The 18,998-nt window shown below is 52.4% G+C and carries 11 protein-coding genes; 9 read left to right on the top strand and 2 right to left on the bottom strand.

Features of this window, described 5'->3' with window-relative positions; translation table 11 throughout:
* Nucleotides 1-51: 51 nt before the first annotated feature.
* The 8 genes from BMX45_RS14455 (at nucleotide 52) to BMX45_RS14415 (ending at nucleotide 14,113) form a co-directional block, all read left to right on the top strand.
* Entirely contained in the window at nucleotides 52-240 is a 189-nt protein-coding gene (locus BMX45_RS14455) for a hypothetical protein (protein WP_090910269.1), read from the top strand.
* Between the two features lie 368 nt (nucleotides 241-608).
* Nucleotides 609-1,718, top strand: coding sequence for a BMP family lipoprotein (locus tag BMX45_RS14445; RefSeq protein ID WP_090910267.1), 1,110 nt, complete (start codon nucleotides 609-611; stop codon nucleotides 1,716-1,718).
* Nucleotides 1,719-2,110: 392 nt separating this feature from the next.
* Nucleotides 2,111-3,643 carry an ABC transporter ATP-binding protein gene (locus tag BMX45_RS14440; RefSeq protein ID WP_090910266.1) on the top strand — a complete coding sequence of 511 codons (1,533 nt, stop codon included), beginning with the start codon at nucleotides 2,111-2,113 and terminating at the stop codon, nucleotides 3,641-3,643.
* Nucleotides 3,636-4,691 (top strand): ABC transporter permease, encoded by a 1,056-nt coding sequence (locus BMX45_RS14435; protein ID WP_090910265.1) that lies wholly within the window; start codon nucleotides 3,636-3,638, stop codon nucleotides 4,689-4,691. Before BMX45_RS14440 ends, BMX45_RS14435 begins: the two co-directional genes overlap by 8 nt.
* 6 nt (nucleotides 4,692-4,697) lie before the next feature.
* Nucleotides 4,698-5,651: an ABC transporter permease gene (locus BMX45_RS14430; protein WP_090910264.1), complete on the top strand. Its 954-nt coding sequence runs from the start codon at nucleotides 4,698-4,700 to the stop codon at nucleotides 5,649-5,651.
* A gap of 239 nt (nucleotides 5,652-5,890) precedes the next feature.
* Nucleotides 5,891-12,073 carry a 5'-nucleotidase C-terminal domain-containing protein gene (locus BMX45_RS14425; protein WP_254778089.1) on the top strand — a complete coding sequence of 2,061 codons (6,183 nt, stop codon included), beginning with the start codon at nucleotides 5,891-5,893 and terminating at the stop codon, nucleotides 12,071-12,073.
* 565 nt (nucleotides 12,074-12,638) lie between these two features.
* Nucleotides 12,639-13,127 (top strand): RNA polymerase sigma factor, encoded by a 489-nt coding sequence (locus BMX45_RS14420; RefSeq protein ID WP_090910262.1) that lies wholly within the window; start codon nucleotides 12,639-12,641, stop codon nucleotides 13,125-13,127.
* 68 nt (nucleotides 13,128-13,195) lie between these two features.
* On the top strand, nucleotides 13,196-14,113 hold the full coding sequence (locus BMX45_RS14415) for a hypothetical protein (protein WP_254778075.1): 918 nt from the start codon (nucleotides 13,196-13,198) through the stop codon (nucleotides 14,111-14,113).
* Between the two features lie 135 nt (nucleotides 14,114-14,248).
* Here the strand turns inward: BMX45_RS14415 and BMX45_RS14410 are convergent, their stop codons facing one another.
* Nucleotides 14,249-15,124 (bottom strand): helix-turn-helix domain-containing protein, encoded by an 876-nt coding sequence (locus BMX45_RS14410; protein ID WP_090910260.1) that lies wholly within the window; start codon nucleotides 15,122-15,124, stop codon nucleotides 14,249-14,251.
* 153 nt (nucleotides 15,125-15,277) lie between these two features.
* Here BMX45_RS14410 and BMX45_RS14405 point away from each other — a divergent pair, with 153 nt between their 5' ends.
* The gene (locus BMX45_RS14405) at nucleotides 15,278-16,597 is read left to right on the top strand and encodes a sulfatase-like hydrolase/transferase (protein ID WP_175495110.1); all 1,320 of its coding nucleotides are present in this window, start codon (nucleotides 15,278-15,280) and stop codon (nucleotides 16,595-16,597) included.
* 120 nt (nucleotides 16,598-16,717) lie between these two features.
* On the opposite strand, the gene BMX45_RS14400 is transcribed toward BMX45_RS14405, so the two are convergent.
* Nucleotides 16,718-18,634: a beta-N-acetylhexosaminidase gene (locus BMX45_RS14400; protein WP_090910258.1), complete on the bottom strand. Its 1,917-nt coding sequence runs from the start codon at nucleotides 18,632-18,634 to the stop codon at nucleotides 16,718-16,720.
* Nucleotides 18,635-18,998 lie beyond the last annotated feature (364 nt).

The following is an 18,998-nucleotide window of genomic DNA, read 5'->3' as shown; positions in this document are numbered from 1 at the left end:
TAAGTGGTTTGCGTTTGAATGGTTTCGAAACTGCCTGGGGGTGTTGCGAGGATGAAAAGGTACAGCGTGTGGCGTCCGGTCATGCTGATTGCGGTGGCGCTGCTTACGAATAACTTGGTTACGAGTTTGGCGGGCGTGTTCGGCATGTCGCCGGAGTCGGCGAGCAATCTGGGTTTTATCGCGATGATTATTGCCGCATTCATTACATATAACCGCATGATGAAAGTCCGTCGCAAGTGAATAATCATTCACAGCCATTCATCGAATGAACTGCATGTTTATAAGCACCTTGGCCAAGGTGCTTTCTTTTCGTAAAGCGCATTTATTTTTTACCAAATCAAAGGGTCTGAATCCTTGTCCACGCTTCGTATCACATCGCCTGTAACCCCCGTGTTATCTATAAAAACCGTTAAATCAACGATGCGAAAATTACGTCTCCCTATCTCTACTAAAATTGGAATAAAACATGTCTTAAACGTTTCACCGCGGCACAGATGCAGTTTGACAGATTCACCCAAATTTATGTTGAAAAGGGTCACTTTTATTAATATATTGTAAATAGCGCGAATCTCGTATTCGGGCATATATACCTAGGAGGGTTATCCTTAATGAAAAAAGGGGTCATATCTTTAATCAGTTTGGCGTTATCTGTCACGATGCTGGCAGGTTGCGGCGACAAACCGGCGTCAGAGCCAAGCGGCGGCGCAGGCGGCGACGCACCTAAGGCAAACTTCATGGTAGGGATGGTTACGGACGCGGGAACGATCGATGACAAGTCGTTTAACCAAGGCACATATGAAGGTATTGAGAAGGCGAATAAGGACTTCAACATGAAGTATAGATACCAGAAGCCAGCTGGACAGACAGAGGCTGACTATTCGAAGGAAATTGTAAACCTTTACGATGCCGGATATAAATTCATCGTGACGCCAGGTTTCAAATTTGAAACAGCGGTGTTTAAAGCACAAGACAAGTATAAAGACGCTAAATTCGTTATTATCGACGGATCACCACGCCCTACAGCTGACGCCGATCCAGTCGTTAAGGAAAATACCGTATCCATCTTCTTCGCAGAGCAGGAGTCCGGCTTCCTGGCTGGCGTAGCGACTGCGCTTCATGTGAAGGATGGACAAGCAGGCTTTATCGGCGGCATGGAAATCCCTCCTGTACAGAAGTTCAACTGGGGCTTCCAGCAGGGTGTAGCTTATGCCAACGAGAATCTTGGCACGAAACTGGTGATTAATAAAGAGAACGTTGTGTATCAAGGATCTTTTGACGATGTTGCAGCAGGCAGCCAATTGGCGGCTCAAATGTATGACCGTGGCGTGAACGTGATCTTCGCAGCAGCAGGCGGCGTTGGCGTCGGCGCGATTAACGAAGCGAAGGCTCGCGTGCAGAAAGGATCCGAGGTTTGGATCGTTGGCGTCGACGTTGATCAGTACCAAGACGGCGTATACGAAGGCGACAAGTCCGTTATTCTCACTTCGGCAGTTAAGAAAATCGACCATGCGGCTTACGATATGATCAAAGCCGAAATCGAAGGCAAATTCCCGGGTGGACAAACGATCACGCTGGATGCCACTAATGACGGGGTCGGCCTCCCAGATAAAAATCCGAATCTGAGCGAGGACGTACTGAAGCAAGTAGACGAAGTGTTTGGCAAGATCAAAGCCGGCGAAATTAAAGTAGCTGGAGAGCAAGGCGATTTGATTAAGTAATCAAGACATCAAGGTTATCTACGGAACGTGGATAGGCTTACTTGAAAAGCAGCGATACTTAAAAAAAGACGGATTCCCTTCCGTCTTTTTTTAAGGTATTAGAATGTATAAGTTATTTCAGCGAAGCGTAAGCAATTCTGTAATCGCATGTATATGTTTTGAGGCCTCCGCAAAGTATTTGGAACAAGCATCGAAGCATAGGCTCCACTTTGTGGGGCTATTTTAGGTATCAGACCGTATCACCGGCGCAAGCGATTGCATCCTGATATGGAATGTAGAATCGATCTATGTAACTGCGTTCTGGCTGTTTGGAAGTGAGTCGATCCGCGTTTTTTTAAAGCAATTTATGCACAGGAAGATATCAACACATAAGAAGGAGAGGACCCAAAACCATGGACTATGTTGTCGAGATGGTGGGCATCCGCAAGGAATTTCCCGGGATCGTGGCCAATGACGATATCACGATTCAACTGAAGAAGGGCGAGATTCATGCGCTGCTCGGCGAGAACGGCGCGGGCAAGTCGACCCTGATGAGCATCCTGTTTGGCATGTACCAGCCTGACCGTGGCGTAATCAAAGTCAATGGCAAGGACGTGCGGATCTCGAATCCGAACGTCGCGAACAAACTTGGAATCGGGATGGTGCATCAGCATTTTAAATTGGTCGAGCCGTTTACGGTGACCGAGAATATTATTCTTGGCAGCGAGACGCGCAAGTATTACTTTGGTTTAGATGTAAGATCCGCAGCCAAGCGGGTGGAGGAGTTGTCCAAACGATACGGGCTCAACGTAGACCCCTATGCCAAAATCGAGGATATCTCGGTAGGGATGCAGCAGCGCGTGGAAATTCTCAAAATGCTGTACCGCGATGCGGAAGTGCTCATATTTGACGAGCCCACGGCGGTGCTGACCCCTCAGGAAATCCAAGATTTGCAGGGCATTATGAAGAATCTGGTCAACGAAGGCAAGTCGATCATTCTGATCACGCACAAACTGAAAGAAATTAAAGCGGTTGCGGACCGATGCACCGTCATCCGCCGGGGAAAAACGATTGGCACCGTTGAGGTGGCGGACACGAGCCGCGAAGCGATGGCCGAAATGATGGTGGGCCGCAGCGTTTCCTTTAAGGTGGACAAACAGGATAGCCGTCCAGGCAAGACCGTGCTAGAGATCCAGTCGCTTACCGTGAAGAACAGTAAAAAAGTCGAAGCGCTTAAAGGTTTCAGCCTGGATCTGCATGCGGGCGAGATCGTGGGCATTGCCGGCGTGGACGGCAACGGTCAAACGGAACTGGTGGAAGCCATTACCGGACTGCGTCAAGCGGAGAGCGGGACGGTGAGTCTGAATGGTAAGGCGCTTAATGGACTATCCGTCCGCCAGCGGAACGAGAGCGGAATCGGCCACATTCCGGAGGACCGCCAGAAGAGGGGCCTCGTGCTGGATTATACGATTGAAGAGAATTTAATCCTTGAGGTGTATAACCGCCCACCGTATTCCAAGAACGGGCTGCTGCAGCCGGCAGCGATCCGCAAGCATGCGGAGCATATCATTCAGAGCTTTGATGTGCGTTCCGGAACGGGCGGCCGGTCGATCGTGCGTTCGATGTCCGGCGGTAACCAGCAAAAAGCAATCATCGGCCGCGAGGTAGAGCGCGATCCGGATCTGCTTATTGCCGTTCAGCCGACCCGAGGACTTGATGTAGGCTCGATTGAATATATTCACCGTCGTCTGATCGAACAGCGTGACAAAGGGAAAGCCGTTCTGCTTGTTTCCCTGGAGCTTGATGAAGTGCTGAATCTGTCGGACCGCATAGCCGTTATCAATAACGGTGAACTGGTAGGTATCGTAAAAACCTCCGAAACGAACGAAAGAGAACTCGGACTGATGATGGCCGGGTATCAAAAAGAGGAGGCACCACATGAATAACAGCGTAAAATCGTTGCTTGCCGTCCTGCTCGGACTCATCGCGGGGGCACTGCTTATGGCGCTGACCGGACATAATCCGGTAGAAGGGTATAAGTATCTCCTCCAAGGCGGGCTCAAAAATCCGGAGCGGATTGGAAATACGCTTGCGACGGCGACTCCGCTTATTCTGACCGGTTTGTCCGTGGCTTTTGCCTTCCGTACCGGGCTGTTCAATATCGGTGCTGCGGGCCAAATGCTGTTTGGTGGTTTCTGTGCAACGGCTGTCGGCCTTTTGCTGGATCTGCCGCGGGCTCTGCTCCTGTTGGTTATGGTTTTGGTCGGGTTTATGGGCGGTGCGCTATGGGCGGTTGTTCCAGGTTTCCTGAAGGCTAAGTATAACGTGCATGAGGTCGTATCCACGATCATGATGAACTGGACGGCCTACTGGACCGTGTATTATGTCATTCCGGGTTACTTCAAAGGGGCGAGCCTGGAGACGGAATCGCGCCAGCTTCCGCCGGAAGCCATGCTGCATCAGCAGTGGCTCAGCGATATGTTCCAAGGTTCCTATGTCAATCTGGGCTTATTTATCGCGGTGATCGCCGTTCTGGTCGTCGCTTTCCTTATTAATAAAACAACGCTCGGATACGAATTGAAAGCGGTCGGATTCAACCGGCATGCTTCCGAATATGCGGGTATCGCTGTCAAACGCAGCATCGTGTTGTCCATGTTCATCTCCGGCGGCCTCGCGGGTCTTGCGGGTGTTGCACAGTATACGGGTAATGCCTCCAGCATGCAGATCGGCATTCTGCCGAGCCAGGGATTTGACGGGATTGCCGTCGCTCTGCTTGGAATCAACGCACCTATCGGTGTGTTGGTGTCGGCACTGTTCTTCGGGATTCTCTACTCCGGCAGAGGGTTTATGAGTGCCATGACGGAGATTCCGCCGGAAATCGCCGATTCGATCATCGCCATCATTATCTATTTTGCGGCAACCAGCATCTTGATCGAGCGTCTATACCGTAAATTGAAGCTGCGTCGCGCGGCGAATAAAAAGCAGGGGGAGTAAGGACATATGTGGACAACGATTGAACAGATTTTTCCGTATGCCATCGCTTACACGATCCCGCTTTTGATTACCGCCCTGGGCGCGCTGTTCAGTGAACGAAGCGGGGTCGTCAATATCGGCCTTGACGGCTTGATGATTGTCGGTTCTTTCATCGGAGCTTTTGTCATATTCAAAATGCAGGCCCAATGGCCCGGCCAATCTTGGGTATTATGGGTAGGCCTGTTGGCGGCGGCGGCGGCGAGCGCGCTATTCTCGCTATTGCATGCCTTTGCCAGCATCAACCTCAGTGCCAACCAGATCATAAGCGGTACGGCGATCAACATGATCGCGGGCGCCCTGACGATTTTCCTTGCCCGTAACATTACGGGGAGCGGCAAGATCAGCATTACGAGTGGTTTCAAATCGTTTGATGTGCCCGTGCTGTCGAAAATACCGGTCATCGGTGATTTGTTTTTTACCAAAACTTATGCAACAACCTGGCTTGTTCTATTAGTGTTAGTGCTCAGCGCACTAATATTGTACAGAACACCGTTCGGTCTGCGACTCCGGTCCTGCGGCGAGCATCCGCACGCAGCGGAAGCAGCAGGTATTAAGGTACAGTCCATGCGGTATGTCGGCGTCATGATCTCGGGTGCTTTTTCCGGACTCGGGGGGGCTGTCATTCTGTTGACGTATTCCGGCGAATTTACGGGGAACGTTGCGGGACTGGGGTTCCTGGCCCTGGCATCCCTCATTTTCGGACAATGGAAGCCGCTCGGCATCCTGCTGGCGACCTTGTTCTTCGGATTTGCCACGACGGTAGCCAATGTATCCCAAGTCATTCCGTCCTTGGCGGTAATCCCGCCGGTCATTCTCAAGATCTTCCCTTATATCGTCACGCTGATCGCGCTCGTGATTTTCTCCAAATCCTCGAATGCGCCGAAAGCGGTAGGGGAGCCGTTCGATTCAGGTAAACGGTAACGCATTGCGCAAGTCGATGTAAGACAAATAGAACCTCTGATATGCCTATCCAGCTTTGGGTTTAGGTCTATCGGAGGTTTTTTTACATCCAGCATACTTTAGGTTAGAACTCCCAAAACATATCTGGTATATATAGTAAATAAGGTAAGAAAATTTAATAGAATAGAGGAGTGAACACCTGAATGCGCATTCGATTACATAGGTGCCAAAGGCCGTTAAGTGTGCTTTTGGTTATCGTGATGCTTCTGAGTATCATCGTTCCTTTCAGTCCCGTGAAGGTGGCGGAGGCTTCTCCCCGACATGACCAGGTTGTGATCAGCCAAGTGTACGGTGGCGGCGGGAATAGCGGGGCATCTTTTACTCATGATTTTATCGAATTGTTCAATCCGACCAGCAGTCCGGTCGACCTTACAGGCTGGAAGGTACGTTATGCAAGCGCAGCAGGCACTTTTAACGGCACGACCTCTTTAACTGGTACCATAGAACCTTATGCTTATTACTTAATCCAACAGCAGAGTAGCGGCTCGGTAGGTGCTTCTTTGCCGACAGCTGATGCTGCAGGAGCATTGAACCTTAGCGGCTCCAATGGCAAAGTAGATCTGGTGAACGCCGCTGGCGATCGCATCGACCTCATTGGCTATGGGTCCGCTTCAGAGTATGAAACGAGTCCGACCGCAGCTCTATCCAACAGCACGGCAGCGATCCGCAAGGAATTGACCGTTGGTCAAAATGACCGCGGCCGCGACACGGATAACAATGCGGCCGATTTTACCGTTATGACGCCCGATCCCCGGAACAGTGCGAGTCCCGTTACGCCGGTCACGCCTGGCTCGGGCCTGGGAGCGGTAACGGCCAATCCGGTGCCGAATGCCTGGCCAGCCGGAACGGAGATTACGCTGAATCCGCCTACGGTAGGCGCTTCCGTATATGCGGATGTATATTTGTCCGGCGGGAACGGGTCCGGATTCCAGCTCGTCAATGGCCCGATCATCCTTAACGAGCCTACGCGGGTGGATGCCTATGCAGCCCAGGATGGCCAGCCGGATGGGCCGGTCTCCTCGTTCCAATACGATATTCTAACGCAAACGTCCGTCGCTGATGCCCGCAGCAAGGCGAAAGGCGAGCATGTTTGGACGGAAGGTATCATTACGCATATCGAAGGGAGAGAGACCTATATTCAAGACGATACGGCAGGTATCGTGCTCTATGATTACCCGCTTAATGCCAGCGTTGGCGACCGGGTGAGCGTGGCCGGCGTGATGGAGATTTACAACAATCTTCAGGAGATCAAACCGCACGCCTTGCTGCCGCACGACGTAACGGGGAACCAAGTCGGAGTGCCGCAGGCTCTCCCAATTACCGGAGCTGATCTATCTTCAGCTGCAGGGGAGAATTATGAGGCAAGACTAGTCTCCCTGAATGATGTCACCATCAAATCCGAGAATAGACCTGGGGAATACACAGCCGAGCAAGGCGGGCATGAATTCATCATCTATTCCGGCTTGTCCAAGCTGAAGACGGTGAAAACCTTCAGCCGCATCACGGGCGTGGTGAAGCAGTTCGGAAATATCTATGAGCTGATTCCGTTAGGCGAGGATGCCTTAATCGAAGAGATGTTCTCCGTAATCGCAAGTCCGGGTGCCGGACCGATCATTACCGGGGGAACGGTGACGCTGTCCAGCCCTACGCAAGGCGCAAGCATCTATTATACGCTTGATGGATCGGTTCCTACGACAGCAAGCACGCTGTACAGCGCACCGATTCAGATTGACCGTGATACGACCATCAAAGCGATCGTCGTCTCGGGTGTGGATGTGAGCAAGGTATACGAATTTGCTTACAAGGCCACTCAGCAGCCGCGCATCGCGGATATCCAAGGCGAGGACCATGTTTCGCCGTATAACGGACAGACGGTAACCGATATTGAAGGCGTTGTAACCCAGTACGGTTATACGTTCTCTAACGGCAGCATTAAGGGATTCTATATCCAGGATCCGAAGCCGGATTCCAATCCGAATACCTCGGACGCCATTTTCGTGTATTCCACGGATCCAAACCGTCCTCAAATCGGAGATCTGGTAAGCGTAGCCGGTAAAGTGGCCGAGTATAACGAGGGAAGCTCCAGCAACCTGACTTCCACTCAAATCGAGCTGCAATCGTTCAAGAAGCTCGATCAGGCACAGCAGCTGCCGGGCCCTGTTCTATTAGGCAAAGGCGGACGTCCGATTCCGGCTGCCATTATCGATAATGACGGCATGACCACGTTCGATCCGGAGGAGGATGCCATCGACTTCTACGAGTCGCTGGAGGGCATGTTGGTCAGACTTCCGCAGCCAACGATCATTAGTCCCTATTGGACAAGCAGCGGAACCTACAACATTGCGACCCGGGTCGAAAATGATGTCGCCGATGTCATTACGCCGGCGGGCGGGCTGGTTCTGAAAGAGAACGGCAATTTCAACCCGCAGCGTCTTTTGATTGCTTACGGCAATCCGGGTCAGGAAGTGAGCACGGGCGATACGTTTGCCGATGATGTGATCGGCGTGATCGGGTATAACGGCGGGAACTTCAAGGTGATCCCTGCCAAAGACAGCTTGCCTCCAATCGACAGCAGCTCTTTTAAGCAAGAGGTATCTACTATTGACGTGAATGCCGAACAGCTCAGAGTAGCGACGTATAATATTGAAAATTTCTACCCGGGCGTAAGCTCCGCCAAAATCAACAAGCTGGCGGAATCGATCGTAGACAACATCAAGTCTCCGGATATTATCGGTCTCGTGGAAGTACAGGATAACAACGGAGAGCAGAACAACGGAACCACCGCGGCCGATCAAAGCTACCAGACCTTGATTAACGCCATCAAGGCAGCCGGCGGACCAACTTACAGCTTTACCGACATTGAACCAGAGAATAATAACGACGGGGGAGCGCCGGGAGCCAACATCCGGGTCGGGTTCCTCTACAACGCGGATCGCGTCCAGTTATCGGACAGCGTTCAGGGCAAGAAGGGATCCCCGACGGAATCCGTGGCGTATGATGCGGCGAAGGATCAGTTAACCCTGAATCCGGGCCGGATTGATCCGCAGAATGCGGCATTCAACGCATCGCGCAAGCCGCAGGCAGCACAGTTCGAATTTCAAGGGGAAAAAGTGATCGTCATCGCGAATCATTTTAACTCGAAATCCGGAGATCAAGGGCCATTCGGCAATACCCAGCCGCCGGTTCTCTCCAGTGAAACCCAGCGCCATCAGATCGCAGCGGTCGTGAACGGATTCGTGAAAGACGTGGTGTCCGCTAATCCTGATGCGAACGTCGTCGTGCTGGGGGATTTGAATGATTTCCAATTTACCGAGACGGCGAACATTTTAAAGGGCAACGAATTAGACAACCTGATCGAGACGCTTCCGCTCATGGAGCAGTACACGTACACGTATGACGGAAACTCGCAGGTGCTGGATCATATTCTGGTCAGCAAGAACCTGACCCGTTCTACGCAAGTCGATATCGTGCATCTGAACGCCGATTTCCCGGCCTCCAAGGGCCGCGTATCGGATCATGATCCGGTCGTCGCCCAGATCGACCTGAAGGAAGAAGCCGTGGACGGCTTCCCGCTGACGATTTTGCATACCAATGACACGCATGCCAATCTGGACACCGTAAGCTCGCCGGATAATATTGCGCGCCGGGTTACGGCAATCAAGGAAGCCAAAGCGAATGCGGTCAATCCACTGCTCGTGGATGCGGGAGACGTATTCTCAGGCACGCTGTATTTTAATCAATATTTGGGGCTTGCCGATCTGGAGTTCATGAATTTGGTTCAATATGATGCCATGACCTTCGGTAACCATGAGTTCGATAAAGGCTCCGAGGTGCTGAACGATTTCATCGAGCATGCGGAATTCCCGTTTGTTTCCTCGAACGTGAATTTTTCGGCCGATGCTTTATTGACCCAGAAATTCAAGGATGAAGTGACCCGGGATGCCAAGGATGGAACCATCTACCCGGCCATCATCATGGAGGTAGACGGGGAGCAGGTTGGCCTCATCGGACTGACAACCGAAGACACGGCAAACATCGCTTCGCCGGGAGACGTTACCTTTGAGAATGCGGTGCAAAAGGCAAAAGACACCGTAGCGATGCTGAGGAATGAAGGTATCAACAAAATCGTCGTACTGTCGCACCTCGGTTATGACGTGGATGTCAACCTTGCGAAGGAAGTCGAGGGCATCGACATCATCGTGGGCGGTCACAGTCATACCAAGCTGGATCAGGCGGTCGTGGACCGTACGGACAGCGAACCGAAGCTGATCGTGCAGACGGGTGAAAAAGGTCAATTCTTAGGCCAGCTTGAGGTTGTATTTGATGACGAGGGTGTTCTGCAAGAGTGGAACAGCAGCCTCATTTCCGTTGACGAGAAAGATAGCAATGAGCAGTATGTAATTCAGCCGGATCCCGAAGCCTTGCAAATTCTGAATACCAAATATAAGCCGGGCGTAGAGGAACTGAAACAAACGGAGGTGGGCACGACAGAAGTGAAGCTTAACGGCGTCCGCGCCGATGTCCGCACGAAGGAAACGAATCTCGGCAATCTGATTGCCGATGGCATGCTGGATGCGGCGCAAGCCGCCGGCACGAATGCGGTCATCGCCCTGCAGAACGGCGGCGGCATCCGCGAATCGATTGAAGCAGGCAAAATCACGATGGGTGACGTCATGACGGTGCTTCCGTTTAACAATGATCTCGTCACGATCACGTTAACGGGCGCCGAGATTAAAGAAGCCATGGAGAACGGGGTCTCCAAAACCCCTGCTCAGGACGGGCGCTTTCCGCATATCGCGGGCATGAGGTTCTATTATGATTCGACCAAGCCGGTTGGATCACGCGTCCTGCGCATCGAGGTGAAAGGCAAGAACGGATACGAGCCGATCGACATGAATAAATCGTATGAAGTAGCGACGAACGCATTTACCGCTAAGGGCGGCGATTTCTATGCTTCGCTCGAGAAGGCTTATCTGGAAGGGCGCGTGAACCTGCTTTATAAGCCTGACTATGAGGTGTTCTCGAACTATGTGAAAAAGGTAGGCACCATCACGGCCAAGACCTCCGCCGTGGAAGGACGGATTACGGACTTGAAGGGAGCGCCGCTTCCGGGTGGTCCGGGAGAGCCTGGGCCGGGCAACCCTGGAACTCCAGGCCCGACGACGCCTCCCGTGAATCCTTCCAACCCTGGCACGACGCCGCCGGCGGAGCCAGGCAAGATTAAGGTGCCGGTGAAGGTGGAGAACGGTATGGCTACAGGCAGCGTGACCGGAGCGGCCATGAAGGAAGCCCTGAAACAGCCTACGGGTGGAAAAGTTACCGTAGAGGTAACAAGCACGCAGCCCATCTCTTCTTCATCCGTTACCATCGAGAATGAAGCGCTGCGTGCGTGGCTTGATCAGACAAGCGCGCAGGTGCTGGTGGTAGCGACGCCTTACGGAAGCTATGAACTTCCGAAGACGGAGATCGATCTTCAAGCGCTGGCAGCCCAAGCCGGCTCGGACATGAACAGCCTTCAATTGGTCATTCAGCTTGCTGTCGATGCGGATGCCCTTAAATCAGCGGCGTCCAAAGGATATCATGCGCTGCAAGCCGTGAGCTACACCGTGAAGGTGAAGTCCGGCAATGGCAAGACTATCACGCTGGATTCGTTCCAATCGTATGTGAAGCGGTCCCTGAATGTCGACAAATCGCATGCGTTGACGGACATTGCAGTTGTTCGAGTGGATGGAAACGGGAATGAATACACACCGGTGCCGTTCAAAGTGAACGGCCAACGAATCGATATCTATAGCCGAACCAACAGCACATACCTGGTGTTGCGGAACCCGGTAACGTTCCAGGACATCGCGTCGCATTGGTCGAAGGGTGACGTTGAATCGCTTGCGGCCAAAATGATCGTAACCGGGCGCACGGAGCAGGCCTTTGTTCCGAATGCTCCAGTCACTCGGGCCGAGTTCGCAGCGCTTGTCGTCCGGGCACTGGGACTTTCTGCAGACGCTGCGTCAGGCAGCTTCCAGGACGTGGCCTCATCCGAATGGTACGCGGGAGCGATCCAGGCAGCCGTCGATGCCGATATCATTAACGGCTACACGGACGGCACCTTTAAGCCGAATCGGACGATCACGCGCGAAGAGATGGCCGTGATGGCCTACAATGCGCTGGAGTATGCCGGATACAACCCCGTCAACGCGGCAAAAGCTCATTTTGCAGATGCGTCCACGATTGGTGCTTGGTCTCAGGTGGCGGTGTATGAATTGGCGGCGCTTGATATTCTGAACGGAGATCCGAAGCAGCGCTTCCATCCTAAATCGAATGCCACCCGCGGCGAAAGCGCCGCTGTGCTCCATCGTTTGATGCAGGATTTGACGTACGTAAAATAAACAGGTTCTATAGCAGGTGGAATGATTAATGGATTTGCGTTTGAGATATACAAGGGGGGTTAACAGCAAAATCTGCTGAAGAACGCTCCAATCGATCAAAAGCTGAAAATATAGAAATGGCGGTGCTAGGAATCATCCTTAGCACCGCTATTTTTTTGCTTTTTTGTTACACTATTTCTTACGTAAATGGGTCACACACCCATTTTGTGAAGATGTGGTTCTCTTCATATGTCTAAATGAAGTGTTTTCTGAGGGTAGCGGAGATACGAAACGATTCCGGTCAAGTGCCAGCGTTCGTCTGAAAGCTTTCCAACGGAAAGCTCGCATCGAAAGCATATGCTTTGTCCCCGAATTTCTCCCTTACTTACAATCATTGCAAGAAATTTGGGGACAACAGCGGTGGGAGGAACGATTCGTACACGGAGCGTCTCCTAACAGAAAGAGGGGGCACACCAGATCTAAGAGCTTTTTGGACCCCCTCTTTTTTAATCCGAAAAACTTAAAAACAAAATGTGACCGATCCGCGTCCATAACTGTGTTAAGGGTAAAAGGAGGTCTAAAGGCGATGCAGATCGATTCGCTCCGGCCGGGCGGAGATATTACGGAAATCTATGAATTATATGGCGATATGCTTTTTAAAATAGCAATGGTGTACCTTGGGAACAAACAGGATGTCGAAGAGGCCATTCAGGAGACGTTCATTAAACTGATATATAAAGCGCCCGACTTCAGGGACCAGGAGCATAAGAAAGCTTGGCTCATCCGGGTGATTACGAACCACTGCAAGAACATGCAAGGGAGCCTGTGGCGCAAGCGGGTAACGAAGATGGAGCATATGAACGATTATTTTGTCGAACCGTCGGAACGGACGCTGATGGATAACGTCATGAGTTTGCCGTTCAAGTATAAGTCGGTCATCCATCTGTTTTATTACGAGGATTATTCCGTTAAGGAAATCGCCGGGATTTTGCAGATTAACGAGTCTGCGGTCAAGATGCGTCTTCAGCGCGGCAGGAAGCTGCTGCGTATGGACTTGGAAGGAGAGGACGATTGATGAATCGGAATGACTACAAATCATTGATAGATCGAATAGAACCTGATAAAGGATTGGAGGAGCGAATCATGAAAGGAATGAAACAAAATCAGCGTCAAACGACAAGAATGAGCCGAATGGGGGTCGCCGGCGTCACCGCGGCCATTATGCTGGGGCTGGTGGTAGTGACTTCGCTGGTATTGAATCTTGAGAACGAGCCAGCGGTCAGCGATATTCCGGTGGTTCAACAAGGGACTGGGGCGAATACCCCGCCGACCGCGAAGGTTGGTCACGATCCGGTAACCATTCCGAAAATCGAGCTTCCGGGCGAGAGCAACGTCAAAGCCGACATGATCGGTTTGGTTGTATACCAGGGCAATATCTACACCCAAACCGGTACGCAAATCACGCCGGAAATCGCCAAGCAGCTGCGGGGCGACAAGCTCGGACGGTCGAAGTCGGGGATTACGGAATGGAGCACCTCCGATGATTACACGGAGCTTGCTTCGACAATCGGCGAAATGGATATATTCACGGTTAAGGGATATGACGCCGATTTTAGAATCATGTCCTACATGGAGCACGACGGGGAAGTCTACGCCGAATTGTATGAGCATCTGAACGGGATTACGGTGGCCAAGGGCGAGGATATCATCGGCAAGCTGAATCTGATGGGGAATATGACTTCGGTCAAATGGCAGGATTTCGACAGCTGGAACATGGGCGAGAACAAACTGCGCGAGCTTTCCGCCGATGCGGAGGTGCAAGCCTTCGTTGAAGCTTTATATGAAGCGAAGCCGATCGCGGCCGAACCTTTGTTTGAGCAAGGGATCTACGAGACCGGGCCTAGCGAGCAGAAATTTTTGTATATCCAGCTGCAGGACGGGACGGAAGTCCAGTTAAGACTGTTCAAAGGCGGCCAATATGTGCGATATGCCAATGCGCCTGTGTTCTTTCAATTGGAAGGTGCGGCATTTACCACGCTGTGGGGGCTGATGGAGGAATAGGTTCTTACCGTTTGTAGCCACGAAAAATAGGTATGTAAAAAGACTAGAGGCTATCCCTAATCGGATGGCCTCTTTTCGTTGCTGTAGGATCGATAATGGTGTTCCCTTTATCTATTATCGTAGGGCGGTTCCTTGTTATTCGCTTGTTCTCGATAATGGGCTGTTCGCTTTCACGAATGCGCTTGGCGTCATTCCGAAATACCGGGTAAAGGCGCGGGAGAACGTAAACAAATCCGAATAGCCCAGGGATAAAGCGGTCTGCGTGATGCTGGTTCCCTCGGCGGATAACAGGCGGGTCGCTTTCTCCATGATCAACTGCTGCATGTAGCGGGACGGAGAGATGCCGTATCGGCGGGTAAACGCACGGGTGAAGTGACTGCGATGCACGCCGGCCCAGGCGGCAAGCTCCTCCACGGACAGGTTCTCCGTGCAATGAAGCCCTATATATCCGGGGACAGACTCGAGCCAGTCCGAAGCAACCGAAGCAGCGGTGAGGTGCTGGTCCCGGTTGGGATCGATGCTGTGGATCAACTGGAATCCCAGCGACATCAGCTGAAGGCTATGGTCCTGCTGGGGCTGCCGGAGCAATCGCTGAATGTCCTTGATGACAGCCAAGGCATCGTCCCTGAAGGCATTTTGACGATAGGGCCGTTCCGGACATAAATCGACATGCTTCAATATGGACGGCATCAACTCGCCCATAAATGCCGTCCAGGTGATCATGGTAGACGGCTCGTCGCAGTCCTTGACATACGTATAGACCGAGCCGGGGAAGAGGCAGAACAGATCGCCTTCCGAGAGGGAGACGCTGCTGCCGTCCCATCCGAACCGCACCCTGCCGCTGGCAACGAAATGTATACTATAAAATTCGACGGACCGGGGACCGACTTTTTCGGTGAAAAAGGGGTGGGATCCGGATTTGAATATCCATAATCCCAGTTGGGTCTCAAAGTGAGCCGGGTTGTTAAAGTATTCTTCTCGGGATGGCCGCTGATTCACTGTTAAACTCATGTGTCCTCCTTCCACCTACAGTGATCAATTCTTTTGTTACTGCTATGATGCAACATATTGTATAACGATTGCAAGGATGGAGCATTCCGCATTCGTCCGCCAAAAGGTACGATGATGAGGAACAAGTCGAGCATAGTAGAGGTGAATGGAGATATGAAACAACCGAATTTTATCGTGATTTATTGCGATGACTTAGGCTATGGAGATCTTGGATGCTACGGTTCGGACACCGTGAAAACCCCGCATCTGGACGGGTTGGCTGATGAAGGCATTCGTTTTACGAATTGGTATTCGAATTCCCCGGTCTGCTCTCCGTCACGAGCCTCTTTATTGACGGGCAAGTATCCGGCCCGAGCGGGAGTCGGCGAGATTCTGGGGGCGAAGCGCGGTTCGCATGGACTGCCTGCCGACGAGGTGACGTTGGCCAGGGCGCTCAAGCCTGCCGGGTACAGGACAGCGCTGTTTGGAAAATGGCATTTGGGCTTGTCCGAGGAAACCAGCCCGAATGCGCATGGATTTGATGAGTTTTTCGGATTCAAGGCAGGCTGCGTCGATTTTTACTCGCACATTTTTTATTGGGGCCAAGCCCATGGCGTCAACCCCCTGCATGATCTATGGGAAAATGAAACGGAGGTTTGGGAGAACGGCCGGTACATGACCGGGCTGATCACGGAACGATCGGTTGATTTCATTCAGCGGTCGCGGGAGCAGGAGGCTCCGTTCTTCTTGTTTGCGTCGTACAATGCGCCGCACTATCCGATGCATGCGCCGCAGGAATACATGGACCGGTTTGCGAATTTGCCTTGGGATCGGCAGGTCATGGCCGCCATGATTGCCGCGGTGGACGACGGCGTCGGGGAGATTGTGAAGGCCCTGAAGGAAGCCGGCTGTTATGAGGATACGGTCATTTTCTTCTCCAGCGATAACGGACCGTCCTCCGAGAGCCGGAACTGGCTGGACGGAACGGAGGACGTGTATTACGGGGGAAGCGCGGGGATCTTCCGGGGGCATAAAGCAAGCCTGTTCGAAGGCGGAATCCGCGAGCCTGCCATATTGAGCTGGCCGAACGTATGGGAAGGCGGGCAAGTGCGAGATGAAGTGGCGGCTATGATGGATATCGCACCGACCTTTTTGGATCTGGCCGGCGTCGATCCGGCGGCAGGACCGCTTCAAGGCGTTGCGCTGGACGGAAGCAGCCTGAAGGAAATGCTGCAAATGCGCGAGCCGTCGCCGCATAAGCAATTGTTCTGGGAGTATCAAGGCCAACTGGCTGTCCGGGAAGGGGATTGGAAGCTGGTGCTGAACGGGAAACTCGATTTTGACCGCGTGGTTCCGGATCAGGCTCACCTGTCCGATCTGTCCAGGGATCCCGGGGAGCGCACCAACCTGGCGGACCGTTACCCGGAGATCGTGGAACGGCTTAGCCGGGATGTGCGAGACTGGTATAAGGAAGTGCAGCGTCACGGATCCTGAGCGTGAATAGAGCATATCATCTAAGCCTCAGCGATAAATGCAAAAAAAGCTCCGGCAACGGGGCTTTTTTTTTATGTGCTGATATGACAGGGTATCAGCAGAATCCGACAGCCGGAACCCTTAAAAAGGATTCAGCACATGGTAGAACACGTTTGGCGAAGCCATGCGGTAATAATGGCTGCACCAGCCGACGCCCTTGTGATTGTCGCGGTTGGTCGTGCTGAACACCAGCCGTTCCTGCTCAAGCTCCTCGATCCGTGCCTTCCGTCCCTCCACGTATTCCAGAATGCGGAACGCCGCAGTGTCCAAGCGGGTGATGACGCCGCCATAGCGGATGTCGATGACCTCCCAGCCAAAGGGCTTGAACATGCGGTGCCACTGCGTGCGGTGGGCAATGCGCAGCTCTTGGACAGCTTTGGAGATGGCAGGAAGCACGTTTTTGGCCATATGCCTTAAGGTATCGACGTCCTTGGCATCATAGGCTTGCTTCAGCAGAATGCCGATTTCGCTCTTGCGTTTGAGGACGGTGCTCAGCTTCTCCGGCATCTCGAACAGATAGTCCAGCTCGGCCGTGTTATCGCGCTTCGCGCGCAGGTTTTGCTCCAGCTCGGCATAGTGGTTCGAGAGGTCCAGGCCTTCGATCTGTTTGTCGAACATCCCGAGGAGCACATCCTGATACAGCAAAAATTTCGACGGGTTGCTCTGCTTGGCATTGTTCGGCTCCTGGCCGGGAATCTCGTCCAGATCCTTCAGCAGGAGGAACGCCTCCATGTCGATGCCCGTACAGAATTTTACCCGTTCCGCCAACTGCGCCGGGGAAGGCTCCTGTTCCGAGTAGGCATGCTCGGCGTAAAGCTGCAGACCGAGCAGCGCTGCGAACGGATTTCCTTCGTTGCCGTCGTCGCCCCACATCGTGGCGTATACCTCGCGGATTCCTTCCTGCTTGCACACTTGAAGCGCAACATTCGAAGCGTTCAGGGACAACCCGTAGTTGACGCCGAATGTATTGAAGATCCAGACGGCTCCCGCAAACACGAGGTTGCAGCCCAGCGGGCGGTGATTGGCAATCAGCTTCTCATAGTCCGCCGGCTCCATGTGGGTGTAATCCCAGTACACCATGTCCACATCCTTCGGAATGCGGCGGGCCATATCCTCCGGAATCGAGGTGTCCTTGTCGTAATATGCCGCATCGCCGCCTCCGCCGGCAGCGAGCTTCAGGAACATGTCGCTCCACATCATCGGCTTCAGGCCGCGCTTGCGAACGGCAGCCAGGACTTTGTCCAGATGGGCGATCATAATGTCGAAACGGCTCACATAACCGTTGTGATCCAAATATTTACCTCGTCCGAGCTCCTCCGCTTCGTCCATTCCGATATGAATCTTGTTGCTGCGGAACGGAGTGCTGGCAGCCTCGATCATCCGTTCAATCAGGGAATCGGTCTGCTCGCTGCCGACGAGCAGGGCACCCTTCGTATCGCGGTAATGCTTGATGGGCTCCCACTTCAGAAACTCCTCCAGGTGCGCCAAGGTTTGAATGCTTGGAAAAGCCTCGATGCCGAATTGATCGGCATAATCGTCCATCTCCTTCAGCTCCGCCTGCGTGTAGCGACCGCGCATATAACCGAAATACGGCTCGCCTTCGATCTGGTAGGTGTCCTCCATGTACAGCATCACGCTGTTCATGCCCATCAGGGCCATTTTATTCAGCATGAGCTTGAAGCTGTCCACGGTCAGCACGGCGTTGCGGGACAGGTCGAACATCGGGCCGATTTGGTCAAATTGCTGGCGTTCGTGAAGGTGGAACGCATCGCTTTGGCGGCTATGTTGAACCAGCAAGCCGAGTCCCCGGAAAAATTGATGTTTTCGTCCATAACGAATATAGGCGTGGTCTCGGTCCCTGCCGACCTCCAGATCGCCATCGGACAAGGCTACCTCAACGGGGATGCCGTTTTCCACCAATTCGACGCCAAGCTCATCCAGCAGCAGCTCAATGCCTGGCATGACATCCGTAACAGCGCCCTCGAAACGAAATTTCATAGGAAATCCCCCTGCATCCATGATTTTGCGAACATTAAACATTATATCATTATAATGTTTAATGTTAGGGGAATCGCCGCTGTAAATCAATCCTTTGTTTGGTGAGCCGCAAAATTCATGATGAAAACAGGTCAAAATGTGGTTGACGAGATGGAGCCTCAATACTACAATAAATGATGCAAACGTTTCCATTGTAATCGCTTTCATCTATTTTGTTTCGCTCTATATTTCGAACATATTCTCTAACTCTTGTCATTAATTGTCGTACTTTATTTGATGGAAGCTCAAACCTGTTTATGCAAGCGTTTGCGCAATGATTGGCATCAACATCGTATCAGCTGTATCTAATCCAAGAACAGAAGGA

It is taken from the genome of Paenibacillus sp. cl141a (assembly GCF_900109305.1).
Lineage (GTDB): Bacteria > Bacillota > Bacilli > Paenibacillales > Paenibacillaceae > Paenibacillus_AQ > Paenibacillus_AQ lautus_A.
This window is presented reverse-complemented; position numbering and strand designations above follow the sequence as displayed.

What these genes read in the sequence shown, in the direction of transcription:
- BMX45_RS14455 (WP_090910269.1), top strand. Translation starts at nt 52, where the DNA reads ATGAAAAGGTACAGCGTGTGGCGTCCGGTCATGCTGATTGCGGTGGCG.
- BMX45_RS14445 (WP_090910267.1), top strand. Translation starts at nt 609, where the DNA reads ATGAAAAAAGGGGTCATATCTTTAATCAGTTTGGCGTTATCTGTCACG.
- BMX45_RS14440 (WP_090910266.1), top strand. Translation starts at nt 2,111, where the DNA reads ATGGACTATGTTGTCGAGATGGTGGGCATCCGCAAGGAATTTCCCGGG.
- BMX45_RS14435 (WP_090910265.1), top strand. Translation starts at nt 3,636, where the DNA reads ATGAATAACAGCGTAAAATCGTTGCTTGCCGTCCTGCTCGGACTCATC.
- BMX45_RS14430 (WP_090910264.1), top strand. Translation starts at nt 4,698, where the DNA reads ATGTGGACAACGATTGAACAGATTTTTCCGTATGCCATCGCTTACACG.
- BMX45_RS14425 (WP_254778089.1), top strand. Translation starts at nt 5,891, where the DNA reads ATGCTTCTGAGTATCATCGTTCCTTTCAGTCCCGTGAAGGTGGCGGAG.
- BMX45_RS14420 (WP_090910262.1), top strand. Translation starts at nt 12,639, where the DNA reads ATGCAGATCGATTCGCTCCGGCCGGGCGGAGATATTACGGAAATCTAT.
- BMX45_RS14415 (WP_254778075.1), top strand. Translation starts at nt 13,196, where the DNA reads ATGAAAGGAATGAAACAAAATCAGCGTCAAACGACAAGAATGAGCCGA.
- BMX45_RS14410 (WP_090910260.1), bottom strand. Translation starts at nt 15,124, where the DNA reads ATGAGTTTAACAGTGAATCAGCGGCCATCCCGAGAAGAATACTTTAAC.
- BMX45_RS14405 (WP_175495110.1), top strand. Translation starts at nt 15,278, where the DNA reads ATGAAACAACCGAATTTTATCGTGATTTATTGCGATGACTTAGGCTAT.
- BMX45_RS14400 (WP_090910258.1), bottom strand. Translation starts at nt 18,634, where the DNA reads ATGAAATTTCGTTTCGAGGGCGCTGTTACGGATGTCATGCCAGGCATT.